Here is a 26,582-nt window from a genome sequence, read left to right on the forward strand (position 1 = left end):
GATGTATGGCGATGGTAAGGCATGCGTCGCGGCTTTGGTGCACCCCACGCAATGCGAAATGCCTCACGGATCAAATGGCAACCGGTCGCGCATTGCGCTTGCCGCCACATGTGAGAATTCGCGCTAGATGCCGTTGGCGACGACGGTGCCGCAACCGCTTTGGAAATCCACGCCATGAACGTCTCCAGCCTGCGCTCTACCCGCCGCGCCTGCCTCGTTGCGGCGATCGCATTCTGTGCTTCCGCGCTCGCTGCGACCGAAGTCGACCGCGGCATGCGCTTCGACAGCCCGGGTGTGCTCGATCTTGCTGCATCTGCGCCTGCCGCCGCCGACCGCCGCGCCGAAACAGTTCTGCTTACGCCGGCCGATGTCGACGCGATCCGCGTCGCACCGATCGTCGGCGCCGATGCGCTGCCGCTGCCGGTCGCCGCCGATGTCTTCCATTGCGCCCCGGCGAATCGATCATGCCTCGATGCAGGCGAACGCCAGGCGTTGGCCGCGGGAGCCGCGGCGCGCGCCGGCGAACTCCTTGGCGTACGCCCGGCGCAGGGCGCGACAGTCGAGTTCGTCGACTGGAATCGCCCGCCGACTGCGACCGCCGATGGCGACGGCGAAACGCACCGCTACCTCGGTCGCCTGCCAGGCAGCGGCTATCACCGCGTCGAAGTCGAATTCGCCCACGACGCGCCGGGCAGCTTCCTCGTCAACCCGGCGAACGGCAAGATCGCGTTCGTGCACAACGCCGCTGACTTGGTCGCACCGGCGCCTGACGGTCGACATCTCGTCGAGTTCAATGCGGACGATGCAACGCGTCCGCTGCGTGTGGCCGCGCTCGACGAGACCGGGCCGCGTCTCGTACTGTCGTGTCAATTCGGTGGCGACCACTCCGCGCTGGCGTTCAAAGGCTGGCACGATGCGGCGAGCTTCGACCTGTTGCTCACGCCGGATCGCAACGCCGCGAGCGTGACCGTGCCGCTGCGCATCGCGCGCATCGGTGATGCGTGGCAGCTGCGCATCGCGGAGACGGCACGCACCGTCTCGGCGCAATTCCGCTGTGCAATGCGCTGACGCTGCGATCAGCCCGTCGTCTCGATCCGCTCCACGCGCTGGAAGCCGCGCGGCAGGCTGCCGCCACGCTGGGCGCGGTTGCCGTTGTATTCGACGAGGTCGGCCCACTTGAGGATGAGCTTGCGCTGGCCGGCGTAGACCGTTACTTCGCCCGAACCTTCGCTGACGACGGCGATGCCGGCGACGCGCTCACCCTCGCCGAGTTTCGCTTTCGGAATCTCGATCAGTTTGTTGCCCTTGCCGCCGTTATCGAGTTCGGGCAGCTCAGCGACCGAGAACATGAGGAAGTGGCCTAGGTTGGTCGCCACGGCGATGCGGTCGCGCGCGGGATCGTTCACGTAGGCCGGCGCGAGCACGTGCGCCTCGTCGTCGAGATTGATGATCTGCTTGCCGGCCTTCTTGTTCGCGAGCAGCGCTTCGAACTTGGTCACGAAGCCGTAGCCGAAGTCGGAGGCGAGCACGAGTTTCGTCGCCGCGTCAGCCATCGCGACCGCGTCGAAGCGCGCGCCCCCGGCCGGCGTGAAGCGGCCGGTCAGCGGCTCGCCGTTGCCTCGCGCGGAGGGCAGCGTATGCGCCGGCGTCGAATAACTTCGGCCATTGGAATCGATGAAGGCAACGTTCTGTACGGTCTTGCCCTTTGCAGCCTGATGGAAACCGTCGCCTTCGCGATAGCCCAACGACGCTGCGTCGATGTCGTGACCCTTGGCCGCGCGCACCCAACCCTTCGCGGACAGGATCACCGTGATCGGCTCGCTCGCGACGAGCGCGGATTCGTCGAGCGCCTGCGCGGCCTCGCGTTCGACGATCGGCGAGCGGCGCTTGTCGCCGTACTTCTCGGCATCGGCGCGCAACTCGTCCTTGATCAGTGTTTTCATCTTCGCCGGCGATTTGAGGATCACCGTGATCTTGGCGCGTTCTTCCTCGAGCGCATCGCGCTCGGCGTTGAGCTTCATTTCCTCGAGCCGCGCGAGCTGGCGCAGCCGCGTTTCGAGGATGTAGTCGGCCTGCTCCTCGCTGAGCCGGAAGCGCGCGATCAACACCGGCTTCGGCTCTTCCTCGGTGCGCACGATGCGGATGACTTCGTCGAGGTTGAGGAAGGCGATGCGCAGGCCTTCGAGCAGGTGCAGGCGGCGCTCGACCTTGTCGAGGCGATGCTGCAGGCGGCGCGTCACGGTCTGCTCGCGGAAGCGCAGCCACTCGCTCAAAATCTTCTTCAGATCCTTGACCTGCGGCTTACCGTCGAGGCCGATCATGTTGAGGTTGACGCGGTAGCTCTTCTCGAGATCGGTCGTCGCGAACAGGTGCTGCATCATCTCGTCGAGATCGATGCGGTTCGAGCGCGGGATCAGGACGAGGCGCACCGCGTTCTCGTGGTCGGACTCGTCGCGCAGGTCCTCGAGCATCGGCAGCTTCTTCGCGCGCATCTGCTCGGCGATCTGGGCGATGATCTTTGCGCCCGAGACCTGGTACGGCAGTGCATTGACGACGACGTTGCCGTCCTCGATCACGTAGCGTGCGCGCGCGCGTACCGAGCCGTTGCCGCTCGTGTACATCGCCTTAAGCTCGGCCTTGGGCGTGATGATCTCGGCCGTGGTCGGGAAGTCCGGGCCTTTGATCTTCTGGCACAGGTTGGCGATCGACGCTTCCGGCTCGTCGAGCAGCAGGATCGCCGCTTCGACGACCTCGCGCAGGTTGTGCGGCGGAATGTCGGTGGCCATGCCGACCGCGATGCCGGTCGAACCATTGAGCAGCACGTGCGGCACGCGCGCGGGCAGCCACGACGGCTCCTTGAGCGTGCCGTCGAAGTTCGGCGTCCATTCGACCGTGCCCTGGCCGAGCTCGTCGAGCAGCAGGTCGGCGATCGGCGTCAGCTTCGATTCGGTGTAGCGCATCGCCGCGAACGACTTCGGATCGTCGGGCGAGCCGAAGTTGCCCTGGCCGTTGATCAGCGGATAGCGGTACGAGAACGGCTGCGCCATCAGCACCATCGCCTCGTAGCAGGCCGAATCGCCGTGCGGATGGAATTTGCCGATCACGTCACCGACCGTGCGCGCCGATTTCTTCGGCTTCGCCGCGGCATCGAGGCCGAGCTCGCTCATCGCGTAGACGATGCGCCGCTGCACCGGCTTCAAGCCATCGCCGATGAACGGCAGCGCGCGGTCGAGGACCACGTACATCGAGTAGTCGAGATACGAGCGCTCGGCGAATTCCTTGAGCGGAAGTTGTTCGTAATTGGCTTGCAGATTCATCGGGGATCGTTTGCGGCCCGGGTGGAAATAAGCCGCCTATTGTGCCGGAAATCAGGAATGAGCCGGCATCGGCTAGGTGCGGCGAAATGCTCCATTTCGGTGCGTGGATCTGCGTAGGACGAAATTTCTATACATTTGTTGACTTAATTTAACTTTTTATTTACGGTGCCCCGGGGGTGCCAGAAGTCATGGTCTGCGGAAGCGCAGACTTCCATTTCGGGTTTGCCAGGTCAAAACCAAAAGGTATCGCAAGCACTCACAAGCAATCGCAAAGATAGTTTGGCGGCCGCGCAGGGACATGAGGGGTGTGCGGCAGGTGCGAGGACCGATCTTCGTACCGGATCCAGCGTTTCGGGGTTTTCCATGTTTGGGGACGACGTAGGTGCGCTTCAGGGCGCACTTTTTTCGGTGCCGTCGCTATCGACGGTTTTCGGCGCGTATTTGCCTGATTCAAGGGAGATCACATGATTCGTTCCATATCTCGGCACTCGAACCTCTTGCTGACACGTCTGGCAATTGCCCTCGGCGCGTGCATCGCCGCAGGCCAGCTTCACGCCCAGCAAGCCACGGGTTCGATTTTTGGCCAGGCGTCGTCCGGCGCTTCGGTGACACTCGAAAACCTAGACACCGGCAGCAAACGTTCGATCGCGGCGGACGGCGAAGGTCGCTTTCGCTTCGCCCAATTGCCGACGGGTCGCTACAAGGTCACCACCGACGCCGGTTCGCGCGATGCAAGCGTCAATGTCGGCACCGGCACGGAAGTGAATTTTGTCAGCGCGGCGACGGGCACTTCTCTGGGCACGGTGACCGTGACTGCCAATGCGGTCAATCCGATCGACGTGTCCTCGGTCGAATCGACCACGGTTTTCACTTCTCAGCAGCTCGCCGTCCTGCCGGTGGCCCACGACATTACCAATGTGGCCCTGCTCGCGCCGGGCACGGTCAAGGGTGATCCTGGTTTCGGCAACCTCGCCTCGTTCGGTGGTTCGTCGGTCGCGGAGAACGGCTACTACATCAACGGATTCGATGTCACCAATCTGCATACGTTCCAGAGCTACTTCACCCTGCCGTTCAATGCGATCGCGCAGGAACAGGTCAAGACCGGCGGCTACGGTGCCGAATACGGGCGCTCGCTCGGCGGTGTCATCAACATCGTCACCGAGCGCGGCAGCAACGACTGGAAGTTCGGCGGAGCGGCATTTTGGGAACCAGACGCGCTGCGCTCGCAGGGTCCGAACGTGCGCAATCCGAACGGCCAGGACTACGTGATCTTCGATGAGTCCGACAAACAGAACAACGTCACCTACAACGCTTACATCAGCGGGCCCCTCGTGCGCGACAAGTTGTTCGTCTATGCGATGATCGAGGGTCAATCCAATACCCGCGATGACTTCAATCCGGTAACCAATACTGCCTACGGACGGGATCAAAACGCCCGTAGCACGGTGAAGACGCCGCACGCCTTCGTCAAAGTCGACTGGAACATCAGCGATCATCACCTGCTCGAGTTCACCGGCATCAGCAGCCATGACCGGACGACGGTGCAAACCTACGACAACGGCGATTCGCTCTGGAGTACGAAGCATCTCGCTCCCTCTGATCGCTACACCGATATCAGCGGCGGCGACCTCTATATCGCCAAGTACACCGGCTATCTGACCGACGCGCTGACGCTGTCGGCGCAATACGGCCAATTCAAGATGGACAACTATCGCAACCCACGCAACCTACCGGGTGCGGATTGCCCCTGGGTGCTAGACGGCCGCACGGTCAACAACGGGGCGAGTGGCGACCTGGTTCCTGAGGGATGCTACAACCAGAACAACATCACGATTTCCGATCCGAAAGGCACGAACCCGTACGACAAACGCAGTGCCGGCCGCCTTGATCTGGAATGGAAGCTGGGCAGCCACACGCTGCGTGGCGGTTTCGACGGCGAGAAATTCACCTCCACCGACCTGGGCTACACCTATACCGGTGGCGTGTACTGGCGCTACTACGTGTATCTTGGCGGCAAGATCAACGGTGTCACGCCGCCCGACGGCACGACCGAGTATGTGCGCGCCCGTCACGTCTCCGCAGCCAGCGGCATGTACAAGGTCGACAATACCGCGGCTTATATCGAGGATACCTGGCAGTTCAACGATCGCTGGATGTTTTACGCCGGCTTGCGCGAGGAAACGTTCGACAACAAGGATGGCTTGGGGCGCAGCACAGTCAAGTCGAGCAACCAGCTTGCGCCGCGTCTCGGCTTTTCCTGGGACATGACCGGTGATTCCGCCAACAAGCTGTTCGGCACGCTCGGCCGCTATTACATCCCGGTGGCATCGAACACGAACATCCGCGCGAGCCGCGCCGAGACGTTCATTTCCGACTTCTACACGTTCACCGGGCAGGATCCGCGCACCGGCGCGCCGATCACCCTGGGCCAGCATCTCGGTTCGACGGTCGTCAGCGAGTCTGGCGTCATTCCTTCACCCGGTCAGTTTGCGGCGACCAACCTCAAGCCGATGTATCAGGATGAGCTGATTCTCGGATTCCAGCATGCGTTCGCGGAGCGCTGGTCGGGCGGCGTGAGCACAACAATACGCAAAGTCGGCGCCGGCATGGATGATTTTTGCTGGCCCGGCGCATTCGACAATTGGGCAGCGGATCATGGCTATACCAATTTCGACGACAGCACGTTGCCGAGTTGCATGCTGCTCAACCCGGGCAGGGACAATGCGTTCAAGCTGGACTTGAACGGCGACGGCAAGCTGACCAATGTCACCATCCCGGCCAAGTACTTCATGCTGCCGAAGTACAAGCGCCGCTACAACTCGATCGAACTGTTCGTCGAAAAGCAGTGGAGTGACAACTGGTGGGCGCACGCCTCGTACACCTGGTCGCATGACTATGGCAATGCGGAAGGCTACGTCGATTCGAATTTCCAACAGGGCGATGCGGGGACCACGGCCGACTTCGACTACCCGTCGTTCACCGACGGCATCAACGGCAATCTGCCCAACGATCACCGCCACGTGTTCAAGCTGTTCGGCGCCTACAAACCCGCGCCCAATTGGATGGTGTCCGGCAATCTGCTGGTCGAGTCCGGTGGTCCGATCAGCTGCATCGGCTTCCTGCCGCTGACCGGACCGGAGGGCGAGGACCAACTGCGCAGCATCAACCAGAGTTATGGCCCGAGCAGCAACTACTGCAATGCCGGAGCCGATGCCAATGGCGATGCGATCCAGAAGCTGGTCCAGCGCGGCACGGTCGGGCGCACGCCTTGGATCAAAAGCCTCGATGTCGGCGTCAAGTGGAGCCCGCCGATTGATGGCGCAAAACTGACCTTCGGCATCGATGTGTTCAACCTGCTGAACGATCACAATGCGGTGCGCGTCTCGATGACCCACGACGGCAACGCGGGCAATCCGCAAACGGTGAACACCTTTGGTTTGACTACGGACTATCAGCAACCGCGCTATGTTCGTTTCAGCGCGCGCGTGGACTTCTGAGGTAAGGAACGGGATTTCGCTTGAGCCTCGGCGCCTTCACCGGCGTCGAGGCTGCTCCTACCGTTCGTTCAAAAGCCAATCCCGCCTGACCTCATCCTCATCGCCAGCATGTCGTATTGGCATTCCATTCTCCACGGATGAGGCCGAGAATTTACGAGCGCAAACTTTCTACTGCCATACCGATGCATCTTCCCGCTGACGAGTCGGTGCGCTTCACATCGGGGGTTTCGTATGCATTGGACTGGAGATGAGCGGCTTTTGCCGCGAACTGCGTCTTTTCCGAATACCGGTTGCAGTCAGGGTTTGAGGAGACGATCATGCCCAATATCTTTGGAAAGCCCCGGAAATCCACATTCCTACTTGTGCTGGCGCTGTCCGCCGTGCTGTGCCCGGGGCACGCGGCGACGATCGTCGTCGACACCGGCGCCGATCCGGGCCTAAGCACTCCAGGTGTCTGTAGCTTACGCCAGGCTATTCCGTGAGCATTGATCGTGAGGAAATCACGCATCTGCGCCGGATGATCGCGATAGCGTCGATGTCTGTGGGTCTCGTTGCGTGCGCATCGGTGGCGCGAGTAACCAATTTGTCCACCGCGGCTTGCGCCGAGCAAATGCAGCGTGGCTTGAGCGATATCCTCGTCGAACAGGGGGAAAGCGCGGATGCCGGCGAATCGCTCGCGCGGGAAGCGCGCTGGGCGCTCGCGGACAAAGCGTTTGGCCCGAGGCCGTTCCTCGTGCCCGCGCCATCCGGCACCGACTATGCCTTCTTCGTGCAGAAGAAATCCGATGTCTGCTTGCTGCGACTCTACGGGCGGCAGCATGGATTCGTTTCCTATACGAACAACCTGACCTACATCGCCACACGGCCGCTGACGAGTTGCGAATGCGCGGAGTGAGCGACGCCCTGCGCTCGCCGCAAGCCCGCGTGTTGGTTCTACGCTTGGCGGCAGCAGCTAGACCGTCGCGGGTGCGGCGTCAGCGCACCGCTGCATAACCGCCCGGCACGCCACGCGGAGAGAACACGATCTGCCAGAGCTGCAGCCGGCGTGCGCGGAAATTCGCCGCCGAGGCGCCGAGGTAGAAATGCCACATGCGGCGGAAGCGTTCGCCGTATTTTTCGCCGAGCGCCGGCCAGGCGGCATCGAAATTCGCGCGCCAGGCCATCAGCGTGCGGTCGTAGTAAGGTCCGAAGCCGTGCCAATCCTCGAGCACGAACAGCCCTTCGGCGGCTTTCGCGATCTGCGCGGCAGACGGGATCATCGAGTTCGGAAAAATATACTTTTCGATCCAAGGATCGGTGTGGCTGGATGATTCGTTGCCGCCGATCGTGTGCAGCAAGGTAAGCCCGTTGCTGCGCAGGGACTGGCGCACGGTCTCGAAATAGGCGCGGTAGTTTTTCACGCCGACGTGCTCGAACATGCCGATCGACCAGATGCGATCGAATTTCTGATCGCCGATTTCATCGGGCACTTCGCGATAGTCCTGCACGCGAATCTCGACGGGCAGGTCGCGGCACAGCTCGCGCGCATACTCCGCCTGCTCGTGCGACACGGTGACGCCGACACCGGTCACGCCGTATTTCCGCGCCGCGTACGCGAGCGCCTCGCCCCAGCCGCAGCCGATGTCGAGCACGCGCATGCCGGGCCTCAGGTCGAGTTTGCGGCAGACCAGGTCGAGCTTGGCCTCCTGCGCTGCGTCGAGATCCGGCGCGTCCTTCCAGTAGCCGCAGCTGTAGACCAGGCGCTTGCCGAGCATCGCGTGGAACAGGTCGTTGCCCAGATCATAGTGCTGCTCGCCGACCTTGTACGCGCGCCGGCCGCGCTGCATGTTGACCAGCTTGGCGCGCAGAAACAGGGCCGCATCGTCGATGCCACCGACGCGCTCGTCGAGATGCGCATCGAGCAGGTGGAACAGGAAGCCGTCGAGGTCCGCCGCGTCCCACCAACCATCCATATAGGCCTCGCCGAGGCCGAGCGAACCGTGCGCGATGATGCGTGCGTAGAGCTGCTCGTCGTGCACCTGCATATCGACCGGTGCGTCACCGTCGATACGCACGCCGGCGAGCGTCAGCAATGATTCAACCCGATTGCGCGCAGTATTGCGGACCATGGCGAAGCCTCAAACGCCACAAGAATTTGGGGTGAAGCCGCAATCTATCAAGCTCCTGACGTGGAGGCTACCATTCCGCCGCTCTGTGCTTCTCAGCCGTGGAACGGCACCAGACGCATCCACCAGTGGCCGTAGTCCGGGTAGTGGCCGCTGAAGTAGGGGTGGTCGGGGTAGTTGAGCTTGAGCACGCGCTCGGTGTCGCTGGCGAGCTTTTCCTGGCCGAGCGCCTTGTAGGACAGGGTGGTGATCGCGAGCGCGTCGCCCGCGGCCGGGGTGCGCGCGAAGCGCTCGAACACGTCCTTGCTGCGGTTGATCGCGGCGACGTAGGCGCCACGCTTGTAGTAAAACTGGGCGACGTGGACCTGCGCGCGCGACAGGTTGTCGCGCAGGTAGATCATGCGCTGGCGCGCGTCGGGCGAGTAGCGGCTGTCGGGGAACTTGGTGACGAGTTCGTTGAAGTCCTCGAACGACTGCAGCGTGCTCGCCATCTCGCGCTTGGTCGGGTCCTGGTTGGCCCAGTTGGCGAGGAAGCCGCGGTCACGGTCGAAGTTGATGATGCCGCGCAGGTAGTAGGCGTAGGCGATGTGTTTCTGCGTCGGGTAGGTCTTGATGAAGCGGTTGATCGTCGACAGCGCTTCGTCTTCCTTGCCGTCCTTGTACTGGGCGAAAGCCAGCTCCATTTGCGCCTGCTCGGTGTACGGACCGAACGGGAAGCGCGCGATCAGGCGCGTGTAGTAGCGGATCGCCTTGGTCTGGTTGCCGGACATCAGCGCTTCCTTGGCCGAGTCGTACATCTGCTCGACCGGCAGCACCTCGGTCTCGTCCTGCTTCTTCTCGCGATGGCAGCCCACGGCGAAGACGGCGAGCAGGAGCAACAGCAGGATTTTGGCGGACAGCGGAAGGCGCATCGGGAAATTTCGCATGGGGAAGGGGGCCGTGAGGCGGCAAGAGCGGCGATAATAGCCCAAAGCCGCGGTACTCCGGAACTTCACCGCCCCCACAGCCAGATTCGATTCAGCATGGAAAACTCCAATCCCGTCCAGACCTTGCCCATCCCCGATAGCGCGGCAGGCTTGCGCTTCGACCAGGCCGTGGCGCAGATGTTTCCGGACTATTCGCGCTCGCGCCTGAGCGAATGGATCAAGGCTGGCGACGTGCTGCTCGACGGCGCGCAGGCGGCGCCGCGGCAGATCGTGCACGGCGGCGAGCTCGTCTCGCTGCATGCGCGGCCCGGCCAGGAAGTGCCGCTGCGACCCGAGCAGATCGCGCTCGACATCCGCTATGAGGACGCCGACCTGCTCGTGATCAACAAGCCGGCCGGCCTCGTCGTGCATCCGGGCGCGGGTCAGCCCGCGGGCACGCTGCAGAACGCGCTGCTGCATTTCGACGCGAAGCTGGTCGAGATTCCGCGTGCCGGGATCGTGCACCGGCTCGACAAGGACACCTCCGGCGTTATGGTCGTCGCACGTTCGCTGCGCGCGCATACGCGGCTGGTCGAGGCGCTGCAGGAGCGCGACGTGCACCGCCAGTACGTCGCTGTCGTGTTCGGCCCGATGATCGCCGGCGGCAGTGTCGATGCGCCGATCGGCCGCCATCCGCGCGACCGCCTCAAGCAGGCCGTGGTCGAGGAACCGGCGGGCAAGCACGCGCTGACCCACTACCGCGTGCGCGAGCGTTTCCGCGCGCACACATTGATCGAATGCCGGCTCGAGACCGGGCGCACGCACCAGATCCGCGTGCACATGGCGCATGCCAAGCATCCGCTCGTCGGCGACAGCCAGTACGGCGGCGGCATGAAGCTGCCCAAGGGCGCGACGAGCGAACTCGTCGAAACCCTGCGCGGCTTCAAGCGCCAGGCGCTGCATGCGGAAAAGCTCGAATTCGAGCATCCGGTCAGCGGCGAACTGGTCAGCGTTACGGCGGAGGTGCCGGAGGATTTCGCCGCGCTCGTTCACGCACTGCGCGAGGATACGAAGACGGGGCGATGACGTAAGATTCCCAGCGACGTTCTCAACACAACAAAGGTGGAGGAACCATGCGCCGCGGATTTCTTGCTTTCGATCGAAACACGCTGAGCGTCGCCATCGCGACGTGCGCGATGCTGCTCGCCACGGGTTCGGCGCACGCGCTCGACGCGACCGATAGGGCTGCGATCAAGGCCGAGATCGGCAAGCGCCACGACGAGTCGCTCAAGCGCCTGCAGGACTGGATCGCGCTGCCGTCGATCGCCGCGGAAAACCGCAATTCGAAGGAAGGCGCCGAGTACATGGCCAGGCTCGCGCGCGAGGCCGGCTTCCAGGAAGTCGAGATCGTGCAAACTGACGGCAAGCCCGGGGTGTTCGCTACCCTCGACGCCGGCGCGAAGAAGACCGTCGGCCTCTACTTCATGTACGACGTCAAGCAGTTCGATCCGGCCGAATGGTCCTCGCCGCCGCTCGAGGCGAAGCTGGTCGACAAGCCCGGCATCGGCAAGGCCGTGGTCGGTCGCGGTGCGGTCAACCAGAAGGGTCCCGAAGCGGCGTTCCTCGCCGCGCTGCATGCGATCAAGGGCGCCGGGAAAAAAATGCCGGTCAACCTCGTCCTCGTCGCCGAGGGTGAGGAGGAGATCGGCTCGCCGCATATCGGCCAGGTCGCGCTCAAACCCGAGGTGCAGAAGGCGCTGAAGAAAACCGTCGGCGTGTTCATGCCGTCGGCGACGCAGGATCTCGACGGCATCGTCACGGTCAGCCTCGGCGCGAAGGGCGTGGTCGAACTCGAGCTTGTTTCGAGCGGCGAGAAGTGGGGGCGCGGTCCGTCCAAGGACGTGCACTCCTCGCTCAAGGCCATGGTCGATAGCCCGGCCTGGCATCTGGTCAAGGCGCTCGACACGCTGGTTTCGGCCGACGGCAACACGATCACGATCGAGAATTATCCGAAGCCGACGCCGATCAGCGCCGAGGAGAAGGCGATGATCGCCACCGCGATCGCGCGCAAGAGCGAGGCGCAGGCAAAGAAACAACTCGGCGTTGCACACTGGATCGACGATCTGCCGTGGCTGGAGGCGAACGAGCGCCTCGAATCACAGCCGACGGTCAACATCGAAGGCCTCGTCGGCGGCTATACCGGTCCCGGCGGCAAGACCGTGCTGCCGCACAGGGCCGTGGCCAAGATCGACATGCGCCTCGTGCCCGGCATGACCCTGAAGGATGCGGTTGCCGCGCTCAAGGCGCACCTGGCGAAGAAAGGCTTCGGCGACATCGAAGTCAACGTTTCCGGCGGCTACGATCCGACCCAGACCGCGGCGAGCGCGCCGTTGATCGAGGCTCAGGTGACCGTGCTCAAGCGCGCCGGCATCGATCCCGTGCTGTGGCCGCGCAATGCCGGCTCGTATCCAGGCTACGTGTTCACCGATGCGCCGCTGAAGCTCGCCTCGGGCCATTTCGGTCTCGGCCACGGCAGCGGCGCGCACGCGCCCGACGAGTACTACGTGATCGAGTCGAGCAATCCGAAGGTGGAAGGCCTCGACGGCGCGGTGATGTCGTTCGTCGACTATTTGTACGAACTCGGGAAGTAGCCGCGCGAATGTCGCCGTTGGCTTCGTTCGACGACACGATCGTCGTGCCCGATTGGCCCGCGTCCACGCGGGTGCGGGCCGCTGTGACGACGCGGCTCGTGCGCGGCGCGTCAGCGTCGCCGTTCGATGCGTTCAACCTCGGCGCGCAATGCGGCGATGATCCTGCCGCGGTGACCGCCAATCGCGCGGCGCTGGTCAGGCTGCTCGGGTTGCCCGGCGAGCCGCGCTGGCTGCGCCAGACCCATGGCACAGACGTCGCCGTATTCGGTGCTGCGGCGACGCACAGCGACCCGCGGGATGCCGATGCGTCGGTGGCCCGCGTCCCCGGCATCGTGCTCGCGGTGCTGACCGCGGATTGCCTGCCGTTGCTGATATGCGCGGACGACGGCAGCGAAATCGCCGCCATTCACGCCGGCTGGCGAGGTCTCGCCACCGGCGTCATCGAGCGCGCGGTCGAACGTCTGGATACATCGCGCGAAAAGCTGCTCGTGTGGTTGGGGCCGGCAATCGGCGCGGATTCGTACGAGGTCGGCGCTGAAGTGCGCGAGGCCTTTTTCACGCTGTCGGAGCACAACGCCGACGCGTTCGCGCCGACGCGTCCGGGGCATTGGCACTGCGACCTCTACGCGCTTGCACGGCGACGTCTGGCCGCGCTGGGGATCACACGCGTCTGCGGCGGCGGCTTCGATACCTACAGCGATGCACGCTTCTATTCCTATCGCCGCGCCGCGCATACGGGCCGGTTCGCCAGTCTGATCTGGACCACCGGCTGAGGTGCGGCTGCGCCCAACTGTTCGGCGTGCAAGGTGCCGAAAATCTTGACCCAAAGCAAAATCATGCCCCGATTTTTTTGGTTGAATTCGCCTAGGCATTGCCTCATATCTCGGACATCTCGCGGCTAGGGGCCGCTTTCCTTTTTTCAGGGTATTCCGATGCGAATGGACAAACTGACTTCGCGTTTCCAGCAAGCGCTCGCCGATGCGCAGAGCCTGGCGGTGGGGCGCGACAACAACATGCTCGAACCCGCGCATTTGATGGCAGCATTGCTCGATCAACAAAGCGGGTCGACCGTGCCGCTGCTCACCCAGGCTGGGGTCAACGTGCCCGTGCTGCGCCAGCGCGTGAACGAGGCGGTCGAGCGCCTGCCGCAAGTCCGCGGACAGGAAGGCAACATCAACGTCTCCAACGAACTGACGCGCCTGCTCAATCTTACCGACAAGCTCGCACAGCAGCGTGGTGACGCCTTCATCGCGAGCGAGCTGTTCGTGCTTGCCGCGGTCGATGACAAGGGCGAGATCGGCCAGGCGCTGAAGGCCGCGGGTGCGACCAAACCGAAGCTCGAAGCGGCGATCGAGAAGATGCGTGGCGGCGAGAAGGTCGAAAGTGAAAATGCCGAAGATCAGCGCCAGGCGCTGGAGAAGTACACGATCGACCTGACCGCGCGCGCGGAGAAATCCAAACTCGATCCCGTCATAGGCCGGGATGAAGAAATCCGGCGCGTCATCCAGGTGCTGCAGCGGCGCACGAAAAACAATCCCGTGCTGATCGGCGAGCCCGGCGTCGGCAAAACCGCGATCGTCGAAGGCCTGGCCCAGCGCATCATCAACAACGAAGTGCCAGAAGGTCTGCGCGACCGCCGCGTGCTCTCGCTCGACATGGGCGCGCTGATCGCCGGCGCGAAGTTCCGCGGCGAGTTCGAAGAGCGCCTGAAAGCCGTGCTCAAGGATCTGGCCAAGGAAGAAGGTAACGTCATCCTATTCATCGACGAGCTGCACACGATGGTCGGCGCCGGCAAGGCTGAAGGCGCGATGGACGCGGGCAACATGCTCAAGCCTGCGCTTGCTCGCGGCGAGCTGCATTGCATCGGCGCGACCACGCTCGACGAGTATCGCAAGTACATCGAAAAGGACGCGGCGCTCGAACGTCGCTTCCAGAAAGTGTTCGTCGGCGAACCTTCGGTCGAGGATACGATCGCGATCTTGCGCGGCCTGAAGGAAAAGTACGCGCTGCATCACGGAGTCGAGATCACCGACCCGGCGATTGTCGCGGCGGCGACGTTGTCGAACCGCTACATCTCGGACCGCCAGCTCCCCGACAAGGCGATCGACCTGATGGACGAGGCCGCCTCGCGTATCCGCATGGAGATTGACTCGAAGCCGGAAGAGCTCGATCGTCTCGAGCGCCGCCTGATTCAGCTCAAGATCCAGCGCGAAGCGTTGAAGAAGGAGAAGGACAAGGAGTCGCAGCAGCGCCTCGCCGATCTCGAAACCGACATCGCCAAACTCGAGCGCGAGTTTTCCGATTTGAACGAAGTCTGGAAGGCCGAGAAGGCCGCCGTGCAGGGCACGACCAAGATCAAGGAAGAGATCGAAGCCGCGCGCGCGGAACTCGAAGCCGCGCAGCGCAAGCAGGACCTCGCCAAGGTCGCCGAAATTCAGTACGGCAGAATTCCGCAACTGGAAAAGCAACTCGGCGCAGCGCAGGAAGCGGAGTCGAAAGGCTTCAAGCTGCTGCAGCAGAAAGTGACCGGCGAAGAGATCGCCGAAGTCGTGAGCCGCTGGACCGGCATCCCGGTTTCGAAGATGCTCGAAGGCGAGCGCGAGAAGCTGCTGCGCATGGAGGACATGCTGCATCAGCGCGTCATCGGTCAGGACGAGGCGGTGCGTGCAGTCGCGGATGCGATCCGGCGTTCACGCGCCGGCTTGTCCGATCCGCACCGGCCGAACGGCTCATTTCTGTTCCTAGGCCCGACCGGCGTCGGCAAGACCGAGCTGTGCAAGGCGCTCGCCGAGTTCCTGTTCGACTCGCCCGACGCGCTCGTGCGCATCGACATGAGCGAGTTCATGGAGAAGCACTCGGTCGCGCGCCTGATCGGCGCACCCCCGGGCTACGTCGGCTATGAGGAGGGCGGTTATCTGACCGAAGCGGTGCGGCGCCGTCCGTACAGCGTGATCCTGCTCGACGAGGTCGAGAAGGCGCACCACGACGTGTTCAACATTTTGCTGCAGGTGCTCGACGATGGACGCCTGACCGACGGTCAGGGCCGCACGGTCGATTTCCGCAACACCGTCATCGTGATGACGAGCAATCTCGGCTCACAGCTGATCCAGGAGATGGCCGGCGATACCGAGGAGGAATACACGAAGATGAAGGCTGCCGTGATGGGCGTCGTCCAAGCCCATTTCCGGCCGGAGTTCATCAACCGCCTCGACGAGATCGTCGTGTTCCGCCCGCTCGACAAGGCGCAGATCCGCCAGATCGCGCGCATCCAGACCGCGTATCTCGCCAAGCGTCTCGGCGAGCGTCAGCTGAACATGACGATCAGCGACAAGGCGCTCGACCTGCTCGGCAATGTCGGCTTCGATCCGGTGTTCGGCGCCCGCCCGCTCAAGCGCGCGATCCAGCAGCAGCTCGAGAATCCGTTGGCCAAGGAGATCCTCGAAGGCAAGTTCCAGCCGGGCGATACGGTGGCGGTCGATGCCGAGCATGGTCGGCTCGTGTTCGCGAGGAACAGGCAGGCGTGATGGTGCGCGCTGCGAGGAATTCGAGAGTAAAGACCTGACGCCACGCGACCCCGTCGCGTGGAACTGGAGGGCAGGGCATGAAGGCGGATGTTTCGGTTGTCGCCGCCGCGAGCGCACCTGGCGTGCGCCTCGACGTATGGCTCTGGGCAGCGCGTTTCTTCAAGACGCGCGCGCTGGCAAATAAAGCGATTGAAGGCGGCAAGGTGGAATTGAACGAGGCCGCGGGCAAGCCGTCCAGGGCGGTGCATGTCGGCGACCGGCTCCGCCGCTCGCGGCGAAGAACGCTTCGAGATCGAAGTCGTCGTGCTCGGCGATCAGCGCGGCCCAGTCGCGCTGGCGCAGTCGCTCTACCGCGAAACCGAGGCCAGCCGCAACGCGCGCGTGGAAGCAGCCGAACGTCGTCGCCTCGAACGCACGGGTTATGCGAAGCCACCGACCAAGCCCGACAAGCGCGCGCGGCGCCTCATCATTGCGCTGGGCGATATTGATGCGATGTAGGGCCGAGTTTCCCGAATCCTCAGGTTAGGCTTATCGACCAACTCGTGCGCTTTATGGAGACTCGAAATTCGAGGCCTGATCCTTGGCAATGATCAGGTCGCCTACGACCTCTGGCACGTCGAGCAACGCCCCAAGTCGATCGCACGCGAAGTGGAACCGGTCGAGATGCCTGCCGCTGCCTGAAGGTTGGTCTTGAAAGCAAACGTGATCCCGTTCGCCGCTCCCGTTCGCCCAGTTAGTCGTGCTTCGCTTGGCCTGCATCGATTTGGACCGACCTTCGTTCGCTTTCGGGCACTGGAAATCTTGATGAGCCTATCTGGACCGCCACAGCCGCCAGCGTCAGAAAAGGAAAAAAGTGACGGAGGAATTATTCGATTGAAACGGAAAATTCCTCCGTCACCTTTTCGTCTATACTTCTGGGCGCGGGCGATTTCGCCCGGTTTCTCGTGGCCGAGACGCCGCGCTGGCCCGAGGCGGTGAAGCAATCGGGGTCGAAGCTGGATTGAAAAACGGAGAGAGCCCGACTTCTGCTGATTTGATAGCAACCAGACCAATATCCACGCCGACGCAACGGCAATTCTTCTTTCATCATTCGCGCCAGACCCCATCCACCGGGAGACTCACGCCATGAACCCAGAATCTATCCTGCCGGGCGCCGAGCCCTTCCTGTTCGAGGGCAGTGACGTCGGCGTGCTGGTGTCGCACGGTTTCAGCGGCAGCACGCAGAGCATGCGCTTCATCGGTGAGCAGTTGCACACCCAAGGCGGCTACACGGTGCTGAGGCCGCGCCTGGCGGGGCACGGCGTGTCGCCCCATGCCTGACACCGCCCCGCCCGCCGCCACCGTCGTCGTCAGCTTTCGCGAGCGCTGGGGCTTCACTGAGGACGTGGTCAAGCGGCTGCTGGCGCACACCCCACCCGAGGTGCCGGTGTGGGTGCTGGACACCGGCCTGCCGCCCGCGCCGAGGCTGGCGCTGCAGGCGCTGGCCGACGCGGCGCCGCGCCTGTCCATCGTGCCGCTGCCGGCCGGCCTATGGCCGCAGCAGGCGCGCGGCGCCGTCGCGGGGCGGATCGGCACGCCCTACGCGGTGTTCATCGACAACGACGTGCTGGTGCAGCCGGGCTGGCTGGCAGCGCTGCTGGACTGCGCCGCAGCCACCGGCGCCGGCATCGTGGGGCCGCTGTACTTGATGGGCGCGGACGAAGCCAGCGAGGTGGTGCACATGGCCGGCGGCCAGCTGGACATTCAGGGCGAGCCCCCCAACCGGGTGATGGGCGAATCGCACCGGCACCTCAACCGCCCGCTGTCCAGCATCCAGCCGCCGCCGCAGCGCGCGCCGTGCGGCTTCGTCGAATACCACTGCCTGCTGATGCGGCGCGAGGTGTTCCAGGACGCGGACGTGTTCGACCCCGACATCGTCTGCGTGCACGAGCACATCCACGCTAGCCTGCGCGCGCAGGAGCTGGGCTACGCCACTTGGCTGGAGCCCGCCACGCGGGTGCTCTACCTGGTGCAGCAGCCCTGGCGGCTGGACGAACTGCCCGGGCTGGCACGGCGCTGGTCCACCCAGGCGGCCGACCACAGCCTGCGCCGCTTTGCCCAGCGCTGGGGCGTGGCCGACGATGACCGCTCGTTTGGCGTGCGCAGGTTCGTGCGCTACCACGTGGGCAAGGTCAGCCCGCTGCGCCCGGGCCTGCAAACCCCCGACAGCGCCCAGCGCACCCTGCAGCCCGCAGACCTGCAGCAAACTCCCGCCGGCCTGCTGCACCAGGCCCGCCAGCGCGGCTACCCGGCCGCCGAGTTGCAAGGCCTAGCCAACGGCCTGCTGCTGGCGCTGCGCCTGTTCAACGGCGGCTACCGCCCCTGCGGGCGGCCCTTCGTCAACCACGCAGTGGGCACTGCCAGCGTGCTGGTGCACTACGGCTTTGAGATGCGCCTGGTGCTGGCCGGGCTGCTGCACGCGGCCTACACCCACGCCATTCCGGCCCACACGCCCGACGGCGCCAAGGCGGCCCAGCAGATCATGGCCGCGCTGGGCCCGCAGACCCCGGTGGAGCACGCCGTGCGCGCCTACACCCTGCGCCAGAAGCGCTACCCCCTGTTGCTGACGCAGGCGCCCGAGTTGCTGCTGGCCAGCGACGCGGAGTTGCTGCTGCTGGACGTCGCCAACGAGGTGGACATGCTGCTCAGCTTGGAGGTGGCCACCAGCGGCCGGCAAGACCTGATGCCCGAGCCGCTGCTGGCGCTGACGCTGGACACCTGCCAGCGCTCCGGCATCCCCGGCCTGGGCCAGACGCTGCAGGCGCAGCGCGCCGGCCTCAAGAACTTGAACTACGCCGACCGACCGACGCTGCGCTTTCACCCTCAGCCCGGCAGCTTCCGCCTGCAGCCGCAGGGCACCGTGCCGATGGCGGGCGCGCTGGACCAGACCCTGGCTCAGCTGCCGTTTCCCGCCTGACATCCGGGCGGGAATTTTCATCTGAACTACCCCGATTTTTCGGACGGTTAATTAGACACCTGTGCCTTGGCAAAGTCTTCCGGCGAGCGATAGCCCAAGGCACTGTGCGTTCGTTTACGGCAGAGCACCTCGATGTGGTCGAACACTACCGATCGAGCTGCATCGCGATCGGCGAACACCGCGAGGACAGCCGCTGGCTTGCCGGATGTCTTCAGAAGTCGCAGCGCTTCGCGCTTGAACTCCGCCGTGAACTTTTGTCGCTTCTCCATCGAACACTTCCGTATGAGGATTGTCCTCGCTTTGTGGTGTCCGAGAAATCAGGGGTGGTCCAAGTTGAACATGACGATCAGCGACAAGGCGCTCGACCTGCTCGGCAATGTCGGCTTCGATCCGGTGTTCGGCGCCCGCCCGCTCAAGCGCGCGATCCAGCAGCAGCTCGAGAATCCGTTGGCCAAGGAGATCCTCGAAGGCAAGTTCCAGCCGGGCGATACGGTGGCGGTCGATGCCGAGCATGGTCGGCTGATGTTCGCGAAAAAGTAGCTTGGCCGAATGCCTTGTGGAATGACCGCGCGTTCCACCAGAACGCGTGTGCGGAAGCCAATAAGCAATTTTAGCCATACGGATCGGCACGATTCGATTCACATCGAACCATATGCCCGGCGTGCGACGGTATGGTGCGCATGCACGTCAAGACCGAGGTCGACATGCGCATCACCCGTTTCATCCATCGTCGAATCGATCGCTGCAGGCTTGAGGTGCGGCGCCACGCCTGCATCGAGAAGGATCGCCCATGATGGGTTGCTTTCGAATTGAAGTAGCACTCTTGGCGGGGTGCCAAATGGCACTTGTCGGGTCGGGCCCCCGAAGTCAGGCTGAAATTTCTGCTTCTCGATACAATGGGAACATTCCGCGTTTTCGCTTCGACTCTCAGCGATGAATGCAAACTTGCAAACGCTGCGGCGCCTGCCTTCGGCGGAGCAGCTCAAACTGCAGAATCTGCGCCTGCGCGTCGGTGATCATGCCGTCGACGTCGGCGCACTGCGCGTGATCGGCGAGGGCGAGTCGTCGCGTCTGACCAGCAAGGCCGTCAGCGTCCTGCTCGAACTCGTGCGCCATGCCGGCAACACGGTCAGCCGCGAACACCTGCTCGAAACCGCATGGAAGGATCGTGTGACCACGCCCGATGTGCTCACCCAGGCAGTCAAGGAACTGCGCCGAGCATTTGGCGATGCGCAATACATCGAAACGATTCCGAAAGTCGGTTACCGGCTGCTCGCGGACGTTTCGGTGATCGAAGCCGACGAAATTCCGTTTGGTCGCATCGATCATCTTGCGTTGCGTGCTGAAAACGAATCCTGGGTCGAACCTGAGGCAAACGAGACGACCCCGCTCGCGCTGGCGGCGGCTGCGCGAGCGTTCGCCGCCGGCAGCAAAGCGGAGCCCGTTGAGCCGGTGCCTGCGCAGGTCGTACCCGCCGCGCCCACTGCAAAGTGGACGCAGTTCGCACCAGCCGTAATGCTGCTCGCGCTCGCCGTCGCGGCAGGCTGGTATTTCATCCGCGGCGGGCGAGTCTCGGCGCCGCCGCCGTGGGCGGTTTCCAATCTGCGTGCGCTGACTTCGGATCCCGAATCTGAAATTCTGCCGCATATCTCGCCCGACGGCACACGCGTGGCGTTCGGCAAATTGATCGAAGCAACCGGGCTCGACAGGCTGTTCATTCGCGGCGTCGAGCCGTCGCAGCTCGTGCCGCTGGCGCCGCACACCGAGAAGGCGCACGACATCCGTCCGGTGTGGTCGTCCGATGGCAGTCACATCGCCTATGAGCGCATCTCCAGGGACAAGTGCACGCTATTCATCGTGTCGAGCCTGGGCGGGCACGAGCGTGAGATCGGCGATTGCCAGGACTTCGGCACAAGCTACTTCGATTTCGCGCCCGGAGATCAGGATCTCGTCATCGGGTTGCGCGGCAGCGGATCGCAGTCCGACGTGACCCTGTCGCGATGGAACATCGCCACCGGCACCGGCGAGCCATTGCAGTATCAACGCGCGAATGGCGAACAAGACATCGAGCCGCGCTATTCGCCGGACGGACGCTGGCTGGCGTTCCGTCGCGGCTTTTCGCCGTATAGCGATCTTTATGTGATGCGCGCGGACGGCAGCGGTGTGCGGCAGATCACGCATTTGTCGGGCAGTCTGCGCGGCTACACGTGGACGGCGGACAGTTCGGCGCTTGTGTTCTCGTCCAATCATCTCGGCAAGTTCGAGTTGTACGCGGTCGGCATCGACGGCGGACCGTTGCAGCGTCTCGGCATTGAACATGCGATCTATCCGGATGCCGCACATGCCGTGCACACCGTCGTCTACCAGATTCAGCGCACGATGAGCGCGCTTGCGGAAGTCGACATCGACGCGCCGCAGACCGTGCCGCGCAAATTGGCCGCTTCGACGGGCAGCGACTCCGCACCCTCAGTCTCGCCGGACGGCAAACACATCGCCTTTCTTTCCGATCGCAGCGGTTTCAACCAGGTGTGGCTCTACGACGCCGCCACGGACAGCGCCGAAGCGCTGACCGATTATCGCGATACGGTTCTTTCCGGCCTGGTCTGGCGCGCCGATTCGGCCGCCCTAGTTGTCACCGTGCGCGAGGAGCCCACCACCTCGCGCCTCGTCGAGATCGATCTGGCGTCGCGCCGAGCGCGTGACATTTCCGGCAAGGACGAGAGCGTGCTGTTCGGCGGCTACGGCCCGAAGCCGGGGAGTTTCCTGCTCGCCACGGGGACAAGCAGCAGCGGCGCGCGCCTGCTGTTGCGGGAATCGGCGGACGCGGTCGGGCGCTCCGACAAGGTGCTTGCCACCGGAGTGCAACAGGCCGAAGTCGATGCTGCGCAGGGTTTCGTCTATTACACCCGCGTCGGGACCGCCGGGTTGTTCCGGTGGACGGCAGCAACGGGCGGAGAGCAGAAGCTGACTGACAAGATCAATGCACTGACTGTTGGTGACTGGCGTCTCATCGACGGCAAGCTCTGGTATCTCGTGCCTGTCGACGTGCGCGCGGTCGTCCTGCATGAGTTCGATCCAGAGAAGAATGCGGACCGCGTGGTCGCCGAATTCCCCATCAGCGTCGGTGGCGTGAATTTCAGCGTCGATCCCGAGCACAGACACATTTACCTGGGTTATGTCGCAAACCAGGACACCGATATCGGCGCGTTCGAACTGGAACGGGCGGCGACGCGTTGAGCTGAGTCTCAGCAACGGTTGCAGCGGCGGGAACTTCAACAATTTCGATCACTTCATGTGCCGGTTTCCGCAACCCGCGGTGTGATCGCGCGGAGCACACTTTGCTCGCCCTCTCCAACGGGCAGTGGAAGCGTCACACGGCCATCGGGACCGGGACCCTGATGGCCGTTTTCATTTCCGCCATCGCGTTGCGCCCGCGCAAGTCGTTGTAACGAAATGATTTCACCGATTGCACCGAAAGATTTCGCCGCGATTTCAGCGCAATTTCCGTACAGTCTTGCGGCAGGGTAAGTAAATAAGCGCCTTCTCTCGACACGAAGGTGCACCATGCCCGCAAGCGTTCAGATCATCAACCCCGGAACTCGCTTGACCCTGCCGCGCATAGACGGCGCTGCGCTTTCGATGTTCATCGGCGGAGGCCGCAGCGCCGGCCTGCGCATCGAAGGACCGGCCGCGGGAGTATGGCTCCCTCTGCGCGGCCGCCTCCAGATTGGCGTAGGCGAGGGTGAAAGCACGCACGCCCGCTTCGAGGCGCGTGCCACCTGCGCCGATGCCTTCACCCAGGTGACCGGCCGCGGTCACGCCCTGTGGCTGGCCGTGGTCGGCACGCCGGCCGCGTGGCGCGAGGCGCTTGCGGCCGGGCCGACGCGAGATTCCGGCCTGCTCCCGGCCACGCACCAGGTCGAACATGCCCTGCTGCGCCGTGCCATGAGCCTGGTGCGCGCGGTGCAGCAAGGCGATGATGCGGTGGCGCTGGATGGCATGCTCGACGAGATCGGCGCGATGCAGAACCGCTTCGACGAGATGATCGCGCGCTGCCCGGGCCGTACCTGGGCGCAGCGACGCCATGTGTTCCTGCGCCTGCAGCGCGTCCGCGAACATCTGGCCTGCAATTGCCATCTCGATCTCGACAATGCTGCGCTCGCCCGCATCGCGAGCTACTCGCCTTGGCATTTCATCCGCGCCTTTCACGCCGCGTACCACGAGACGCCGCATGCGTTCCTCGTGCGCCAACGCCTGCTGCGCGCACAACGACTGCTGCGCACCAGCCCGCTCGCGATCGGCGAGATCGCGCTCGCCTGCGGCTTCGAAAATCGCTGCGCGTTCTCGCGCCTGTTCCGCAAGCGCTTCGGTACTACCGCGAGTGTGTTGCGCAGGGGTGGGGGCGCGCCAATGGCGTTGCGCGCAAACGTGGATTGAAGAAAGCGCCGCCGATTGCAGCGGCGCGTCCACGTCCGAAAATGGGGCGTTGCCCGGAAGGCCCGGGCCGCGTCACCGCGGCCCGGGAAGCAGCGTCTAGAACTTGACCGTAATCTTGCCGAAGAAGTAGCGGCCGACCGTGTCGTAGGTGTTCACGTCGGTGTTGGCATTGGCCACGTTTTCTTGGTAGAAGATTGGCGGTTGCTTGTTGCCCACGTTGTCGACACCGACCTGGATCATCGTGTTGAGCGGCTCGATGTTATAGCCGACCGAGATGTTGTGGTAGGTGTACGCACCGAACTTCAGGATCGCGTTCTCGGGATGCGGATAACAACCGTCCGCACCGGCCGCATCGCCTGCCGCTGCCGACGCGCCGTTGCACGCGTAGCCGATGCGACCGCGGCCGATGTAGCGCGCCGTCCAGTTGGCGTTGAAGGCACCCCAGTTCCAGTCGAGCCCGGCCAATGCGCGCCAGCGCACCAAGTTGCCGTAGGTGCGGTCGAAATGGCCGGCGAAACCCTGGGTCACGCCGGTGGTGATGTCGTACTTCTGGATGTAGGTCGTCTGGAAGTTCGCGGTGAAATTGCCGAATGACGTCTCCGGCAGCCGATAGCGCAGGTTCAAGTCGGCGCCCTCGGTCACCAGTGTGCCGGCATTGAACGAGGACTCGTAGATGTACTTGATCTGGCCGTAGCTTGAGCCGGATGTGTTGCGGGTGATCAGCTGGCAGGTCTCCTGGACGCCGTAGTAGCACGAGGTCAGGATCGTCTGCGCGATGCCGGGGCCGGACACGATCAGGTTGTCGAGCACGATGCGGTAATAGTCGGCGCTGACCGAGAGGCCCGGCAGCCAGTTCGGATCGTAGACAAATCCGTAGTCGAACGACTTGCCGTGCTCAGGCTGCAGATTGATCTTGGTGCCGAAGGCGCTGTTCGAATAGACCGAGCCGTTGACGATGCCGTTGGTCTGGCTGGTTCCGGTGTTCTGGAACACATAACCTTGGCAAGCCGGGTTGCTGGCCACGGACGCCGGTCCGCAGGGATCCGTTGCCGTCGCCGAGTCGGCCGAAGGGCCGGCAAACAGGTCGGTGACCGACGGTGCACGGAACACCTTCGACACCGTCGCGCGCAGCAGCAGGTCTTCGATCGGTTTCAACTCGATCGCGACCTTCCAGTTGTTGGTGCTGCCGAAGTTCGAGTACTTCGAGTAGCGGTCGCCGAGGGTCAGGTTGAGGCTGTGCACGAACGGCTGGTCCTTGAGGATCGGGACGAGCAATTCGGCGTAGGCCTCCTTGACGTTGTAGCCGCCCTGCGTGTTGGCAGTGCAGATCGAGCTCGGGCCCGAGCAGGAAATCGACGCGATGTTGCCCGCGGCGTCGCGTGTGATCTGGCTGACCAGTTGCGCGTCGGCCACCGAATCGACGTATTCCTTGCGGTAAGACGCGCCGGCGGCGAAGCCGACGTCGCCGGCCGGCAGGCTGAACAACGAGCTCGAGCTCACGCCGAATTCTGCCGACTTCATCTGGTAGTTGAGCGGCGAGTTCTTGTAGCTGGTCTTGGCGCTTTGCAGCAGGGAGATCGTGTTGGGATCGTAGATGTTGAAGATGTTGATCGGGTTGCACGACGCCTGGGTGCAGGCAAAGTTCGAGGTCAGCCTGCTGTAGTTGATGTAGTTCGCGTTCTCGCCGTGCTGGGTGACTTTGCCGTAGCTCGCGTCGGCGAACCAGGTCCAGCTCGAATCGGCGAAACTGCCTTTGAAGCCTGCGGTGACCAGGTCATGCGTGGTCGAGAAGTTCGTCTGGCGCGGGCCAAGGCTCGACAGACGCGTCTTGAACTCGTTGTATTGCTGCGAGCCGTCGGGCGCGTTGCCGAAGGCGACGCCGAACGGGTTGTAGTACTGGTTCGACGGGATGTACAGGTTGTCCTGTTGTGCGTCGAGCGGCACCGGCGCGATCTGCGTACGCGATACGGTCTTGTTGTGGAAGATCTCCATGAACGCTTCGACGTTGTCGGTGATCTTGTAGTTGCCCAGCGCGAACAGGCCGGTGCGCTCGCTCGGTGTCTGGTCGTAGTTGCCTACGGCCTGGTAGTTGAACGCGTCTTGCTGGCCGTTGTAGCAGCGATAGTCGCTGAGCGACGTACCGGTGGTGCCGTCCTTGCGCGTGACCCGGCCGCCGTTGCCGGCGATGCCTTTGCAGCCATTGAACGGGGCGCCGCCGAGTATGCTCGCAGGCAGGCTGATCGCGCCGTTCGGCGTGCGGCTCGAACCGCCGTGGACGACGTAGCCGGTGTTGTACTTGTACAAAGCGTCGTGCGAGTACGCACGATTTGCCGCGAGCACCGAATCGGTCTTGTTGTAGTTGATGCCAAGCAGGATGCTGCCCTTGTCGGTCGATTGGCCGAACATCGCATGCACGGCCCTGCGTTGACCGTCGTCATGGTCGCTGATGCCGTAGTCGACGCCGATCTCGGCACCCTGGTAGTTGTTGCGCGTGATGATGTTGACCACGCCGGCAACCGCATCCGAGCCGTAGACGGCCGAGGAGCCGTCGCTCAGTACTTCGATGCGCTCGACTGCCGAGGCGGGGATGATATTGAGGTCCTGCAATTGGAACGGCACACGGTGGCCGTTGATCAGCAGCAGCGAACGCTGGGTGCCGAGGCCGCGCAACGAAATCGTCGACGCACCGGTACCGCCGCCGTTGTTGACGTTGGGGTTCATGGCGTTGCCCGCCATGGAAGGCAATTGCTGGATCAGGTCGCCGAGCGTGACCTTGCCGGACTTCTCGATCGCGGCATGGTCGATGGTGAGAACCGGGTTGGCGGTTTCCATGTCGACGCGGCGGATGTTCGAGCCGGTGACGACGATGGTTTCCAGATTCTGCGACTTGGCGTTGTCGGCGGCGGGCGCTGCGTTCTGCGCCGCGGCCGGAACGGCGACGAGGCAGGCGAGCGAAGTTCCGGCCAGCGGCCACGCGCGCAAGGCATGGCGTATCGCTGTGCTGAGCACATGTTGGGGCATCTTGATCTCCTCGAAAAAAGCTGTCTACGGCCGGGGCTGGCCGGTGCGCGCAAGCGTTACAAATCCGTTGCGAGGAAATGTGCCCAAGAGCGGTCTATCGCTTTGCCGCAATTGCGCGCTGGCGCATGCCGCGAGCGCAGCACCAGCTGCGGCGGCTTTCGCCCAACGA

17 protein-coding genes and 2 pseudogenes are annotated in these 26,582 nt (G+C 63.7%); 12 read left to right on the top strand and 7 right to left on the bottom strand.

The window, feature by feature from the left end:
• Positions 1-174: 174 nt before the first annotated feature.
• On the top strand, positions 175-1,068 hold the full coding sequence (locus tag F455_RS0108940) for a hypothetical protein (RefSeq protein ID WP_018972945.1): 894 nt from the start codon (positions 175-177) through the stop codon (positions 1,066-1,068).
• 8 nt (positions 1,069-1,076) lie between these two features.
• Here F455_RS0108940 and parC read toward each other — a convergent pair whose 3' ends face one another.
• A complete protein-coding gene (parC, locus tag F455_RS0108945; RefSeq protein WP_018972946.1) occupies positions 1,077-3,317 on the bottom strand; it encodes a DNA topoisomerase IV subunit A in 2,241 nt (746 codons plus the stop codon).
• Positions 3,318-3,781: 464 nt separating this feature from the next.
• Between parC and F455_RS0108950 the strand changes: the two genes are divergently transcribed.
• Positions 3,782-6,814 (top strand): TonB-dependent receptor, encoded by a 3,033-nt coding sequence (locus F455_RS0108950; RefSeq protein WP_083918848.1) that lies wholly within the window; start codon positions 3,782-3,784, stop codon positions 6,812-6,814.
• A gap of 151 nt (positions 6,815-6,965) precedes the next feature.
• Here F455_RS0108950 and F455_RS22915 read toward each other — a convergent pair whose 3' ends face one another.
• The 3 genes from F455_RS22915 to F455_RS0108965 all read right to left on the bottom strand — a co-directional run bounded on the left by F455_RS22915 (position 6,966) and on the right by F455_RS0108965 (position 9,830).
• Positions 6,966-7,634 (bottom strand): hypothetical protein, encoded by a 669-nt coding sequence (locus F455_RS22915; protein WP_157578557.1) that lies wholly within the window; start codon positions 7,632-7,634, stop codon positions 6,966-6,968.
• A gap of 154 nt (positions 7,635-7,788) precedes the next feature.
• Complete coding sequence (gene cfa, locus F455_RS0108960; protein WP_018972949.1) at positions 7,789-8,922, bottom strand: cyclopropane fatty acyl phospholipid synthase; 1,134 nt, start codon at positions 8,920-8,922, stop codon at positions 7,789-7,791.
• 92 nt (positions 8,923-9,014) lie between these two features.
• Complete coding sequence (locus F455_RS0108965) at positions 9,015-9,830, bottom strand: outer membrane protein assembly factor BamD (protein WP_018972950.1); 816 nt, start codon at positions 9,828-9,830, stop codon at positions 9,015-9,017.
• A 111-nt stretch (positions 9,831-9,941) separates the two neighbouring features.
• Here F455_RS0108965 and rluD point away from each other — a divergent pair, with 111 nt between their 5' ends.
• From rluD to F455_RS0109005, 7 genes and pseudogenes are all read left to right on the top strand, one after another.
• Positions 9,942-10,910, top strand: coding sequence for a 23S rRNA pseudouridine(1911/1915/1917) synthase RluD (gene rluD, locus F455_RS0108970; protein WP_018972951.1), 969 nt, complete (start codon positions 9,942-9,944; stop codon positions 10,908-10,910).
• Between the two features lie 47 nt (positions 10,911-10,957).
• The gene (locus F455_RS0108975) at positions 10,958-12,475 is read left to right on the top strand and encodes a M20/M25/M40 family metallo-hydrolase (protein WP_018972952.1); all 1,518 of its coding nucleotides are present in this window, start codon (positions 10,958-10,960) and stop codon (positions 12,473-12,475) included.
• Between the two features lie 8 nt (positions 12,476-12,483).
• The gene (pgeF, locus tag F455_RS0108980) at positions 12,484-13,248 is read left to right on the top strand and encodes a peptidoglycan editing factor PgeF (protein WP_018972953.1); all 765 of its coding nucleotides are present in this window, start codon (positions 12,484-12,486) and stop codon (positions 13,246-13,248) included.
• A 159-nt stretch (positions 13,249-13,407) separates the two neighbouring features.
• Complete coding sequence (gene clpB, locus F455_RS0108985) at positions 13,408-15,999, top strand: ATP-dependent chaperone ClpB (RefSeq protein WP_026293218.1); 2,592 nt, start codon at positions 13,408-13,410, stop codon at positions 15,997-15,999.
• A 77-nt stretch (positions 16,000-16,076) separates the two neighbouring features.
• Positions 16,077-16,497: pseudogene (locus F455_RS21575) on the top strand (RNA-binding S4 domain-containing protein).
• Positions 16,498-17,124: 627 nt separating this feature from the next.
• Positions 17,125-17,319: an alpha/beta hydrolase gene (locus F455_RS0109000; RefSeq protein WP_018972957.1), complete on the top strand. Its 195-nt coding sequence runs from the start codon at positions 17,125-17,127 to the stop codon at positions 17,317-17,319.
• Entirely contained in the window at positions 17,312-18,955 is a 1,644-nt protein-coding gene (locus F455_RS0109005; protein ID WP_018972958.1) for a glycosyltransferase family 2 protein, read from the top strand. The genes F455_RS0109000 and F455_RS0109005 overlap by 8 nt, the downstream gene beginning before the upstream one ends.
• A 47-nt stretch (positions 18,956-19,002) precedes the next feature.
• Here F455_RS0109005 and F455_RS0109010 read toward each other — a convergent pair whose 3' ends face one another.
• Positions 19,003-19,224 (bottom strand): hypothetical protein, encoded by a 222-nt coding sequence (locus F455_RS0109010; protein ID WP_018972959.1) that lies wholly within the window; start codon positions 19,222-19,224, stop codon positions 19,003-19,005.
• A gap of 64 nt (positions 19,225-19,288) precedes the next feature.
• Here F455_RS0109010 and F455_RS0109015 point away from each other — a divergent pair.
• Positions 19,289-19,495 (top strand): annotated as a pseudogene (locus tag F455_RS0109015) (hypothetical protein); the annotation flags it as partial.
• Between the two features lie 98 nt (positions 19,496-19,593).
• Here F455_RS0109015 and F455_RS20310 read toward each other — a convergent pair.
• Positions 19,594-19,776: a hypothetical protein gene (locus F455_RS20310; RefSeq protein ID WP_020684068.1), complete on the bottom strand. Its 183-nt coding sequence runs from the start codon at positions 19,774-19,776 to the stop codon at positions 19,594-19,596.
• A 112-nt stretch (positions 19,777-19,888) separates the two neighbouring features.
• Here F455_RS20310 and F455_RS0109025 point away from each other — a divergent pair, with 112 nt between their 5' ends.
• Both F455_RS0109025 and F455_RS21970 read left to right on the top strand, forming a co-directional pair.
• The gene (locus tag F455_RS0109025) at positions 19,889-22,192 is read left to right on the top strand and encodes a winged helix-turn-helix domain-containing protein (protein WP_018972962.1); all 2,304 of its coding nucleotides are present in this window, start codon (positions 19,889-19,891) and stop codon (positions 22,190-22,192) included.
• Between the two features lie 327 nt (positions 22,193-22,519).
• The gene (locus F455_RS21970; RefSeq protein WP_083918849.1) at positions 22,520-23,392 is read left to right on the top strand and encodes a helix-turn-helix transcriptional regulator; all 873 of its coding nucleotides are present in this window, start codon (positions 22,520-22,522) and stop codon (positions 23,390-23,392) included.
• Between the two features lie 96 nt (positions 23,393-23,488).
• Here F455_RS21970 and F455_RS0109040 read toward each other — a convergent pair whose 3' ends face one another.
• Positions 23,489-26,413: a TonB-dependent receptor domain-containing protein gene (locus F455_RS0109040; RefSeq protein ID WP_018972965.1), complete on the bottom strand. Its 2,925-nt coding sequence runs from the start codon at positions 26,411-26,413 to the stop codon at positions 23,489-23,491.
• Positions 26,414-26,582 lie beyond the last annotated feature (169 nt).

Origin of the sequence: Rudaea cellulosilytica DSM 22992, assembly GCF_000378125.1 — a bacterium.
Taxonomy (GTDB): Bacteria; Pseudomonadota; Gammaproteobacteria; order Xanthomonadales; family Rhodanobacteraceae; genus Rudaea; species Rudaea cellulosilytica.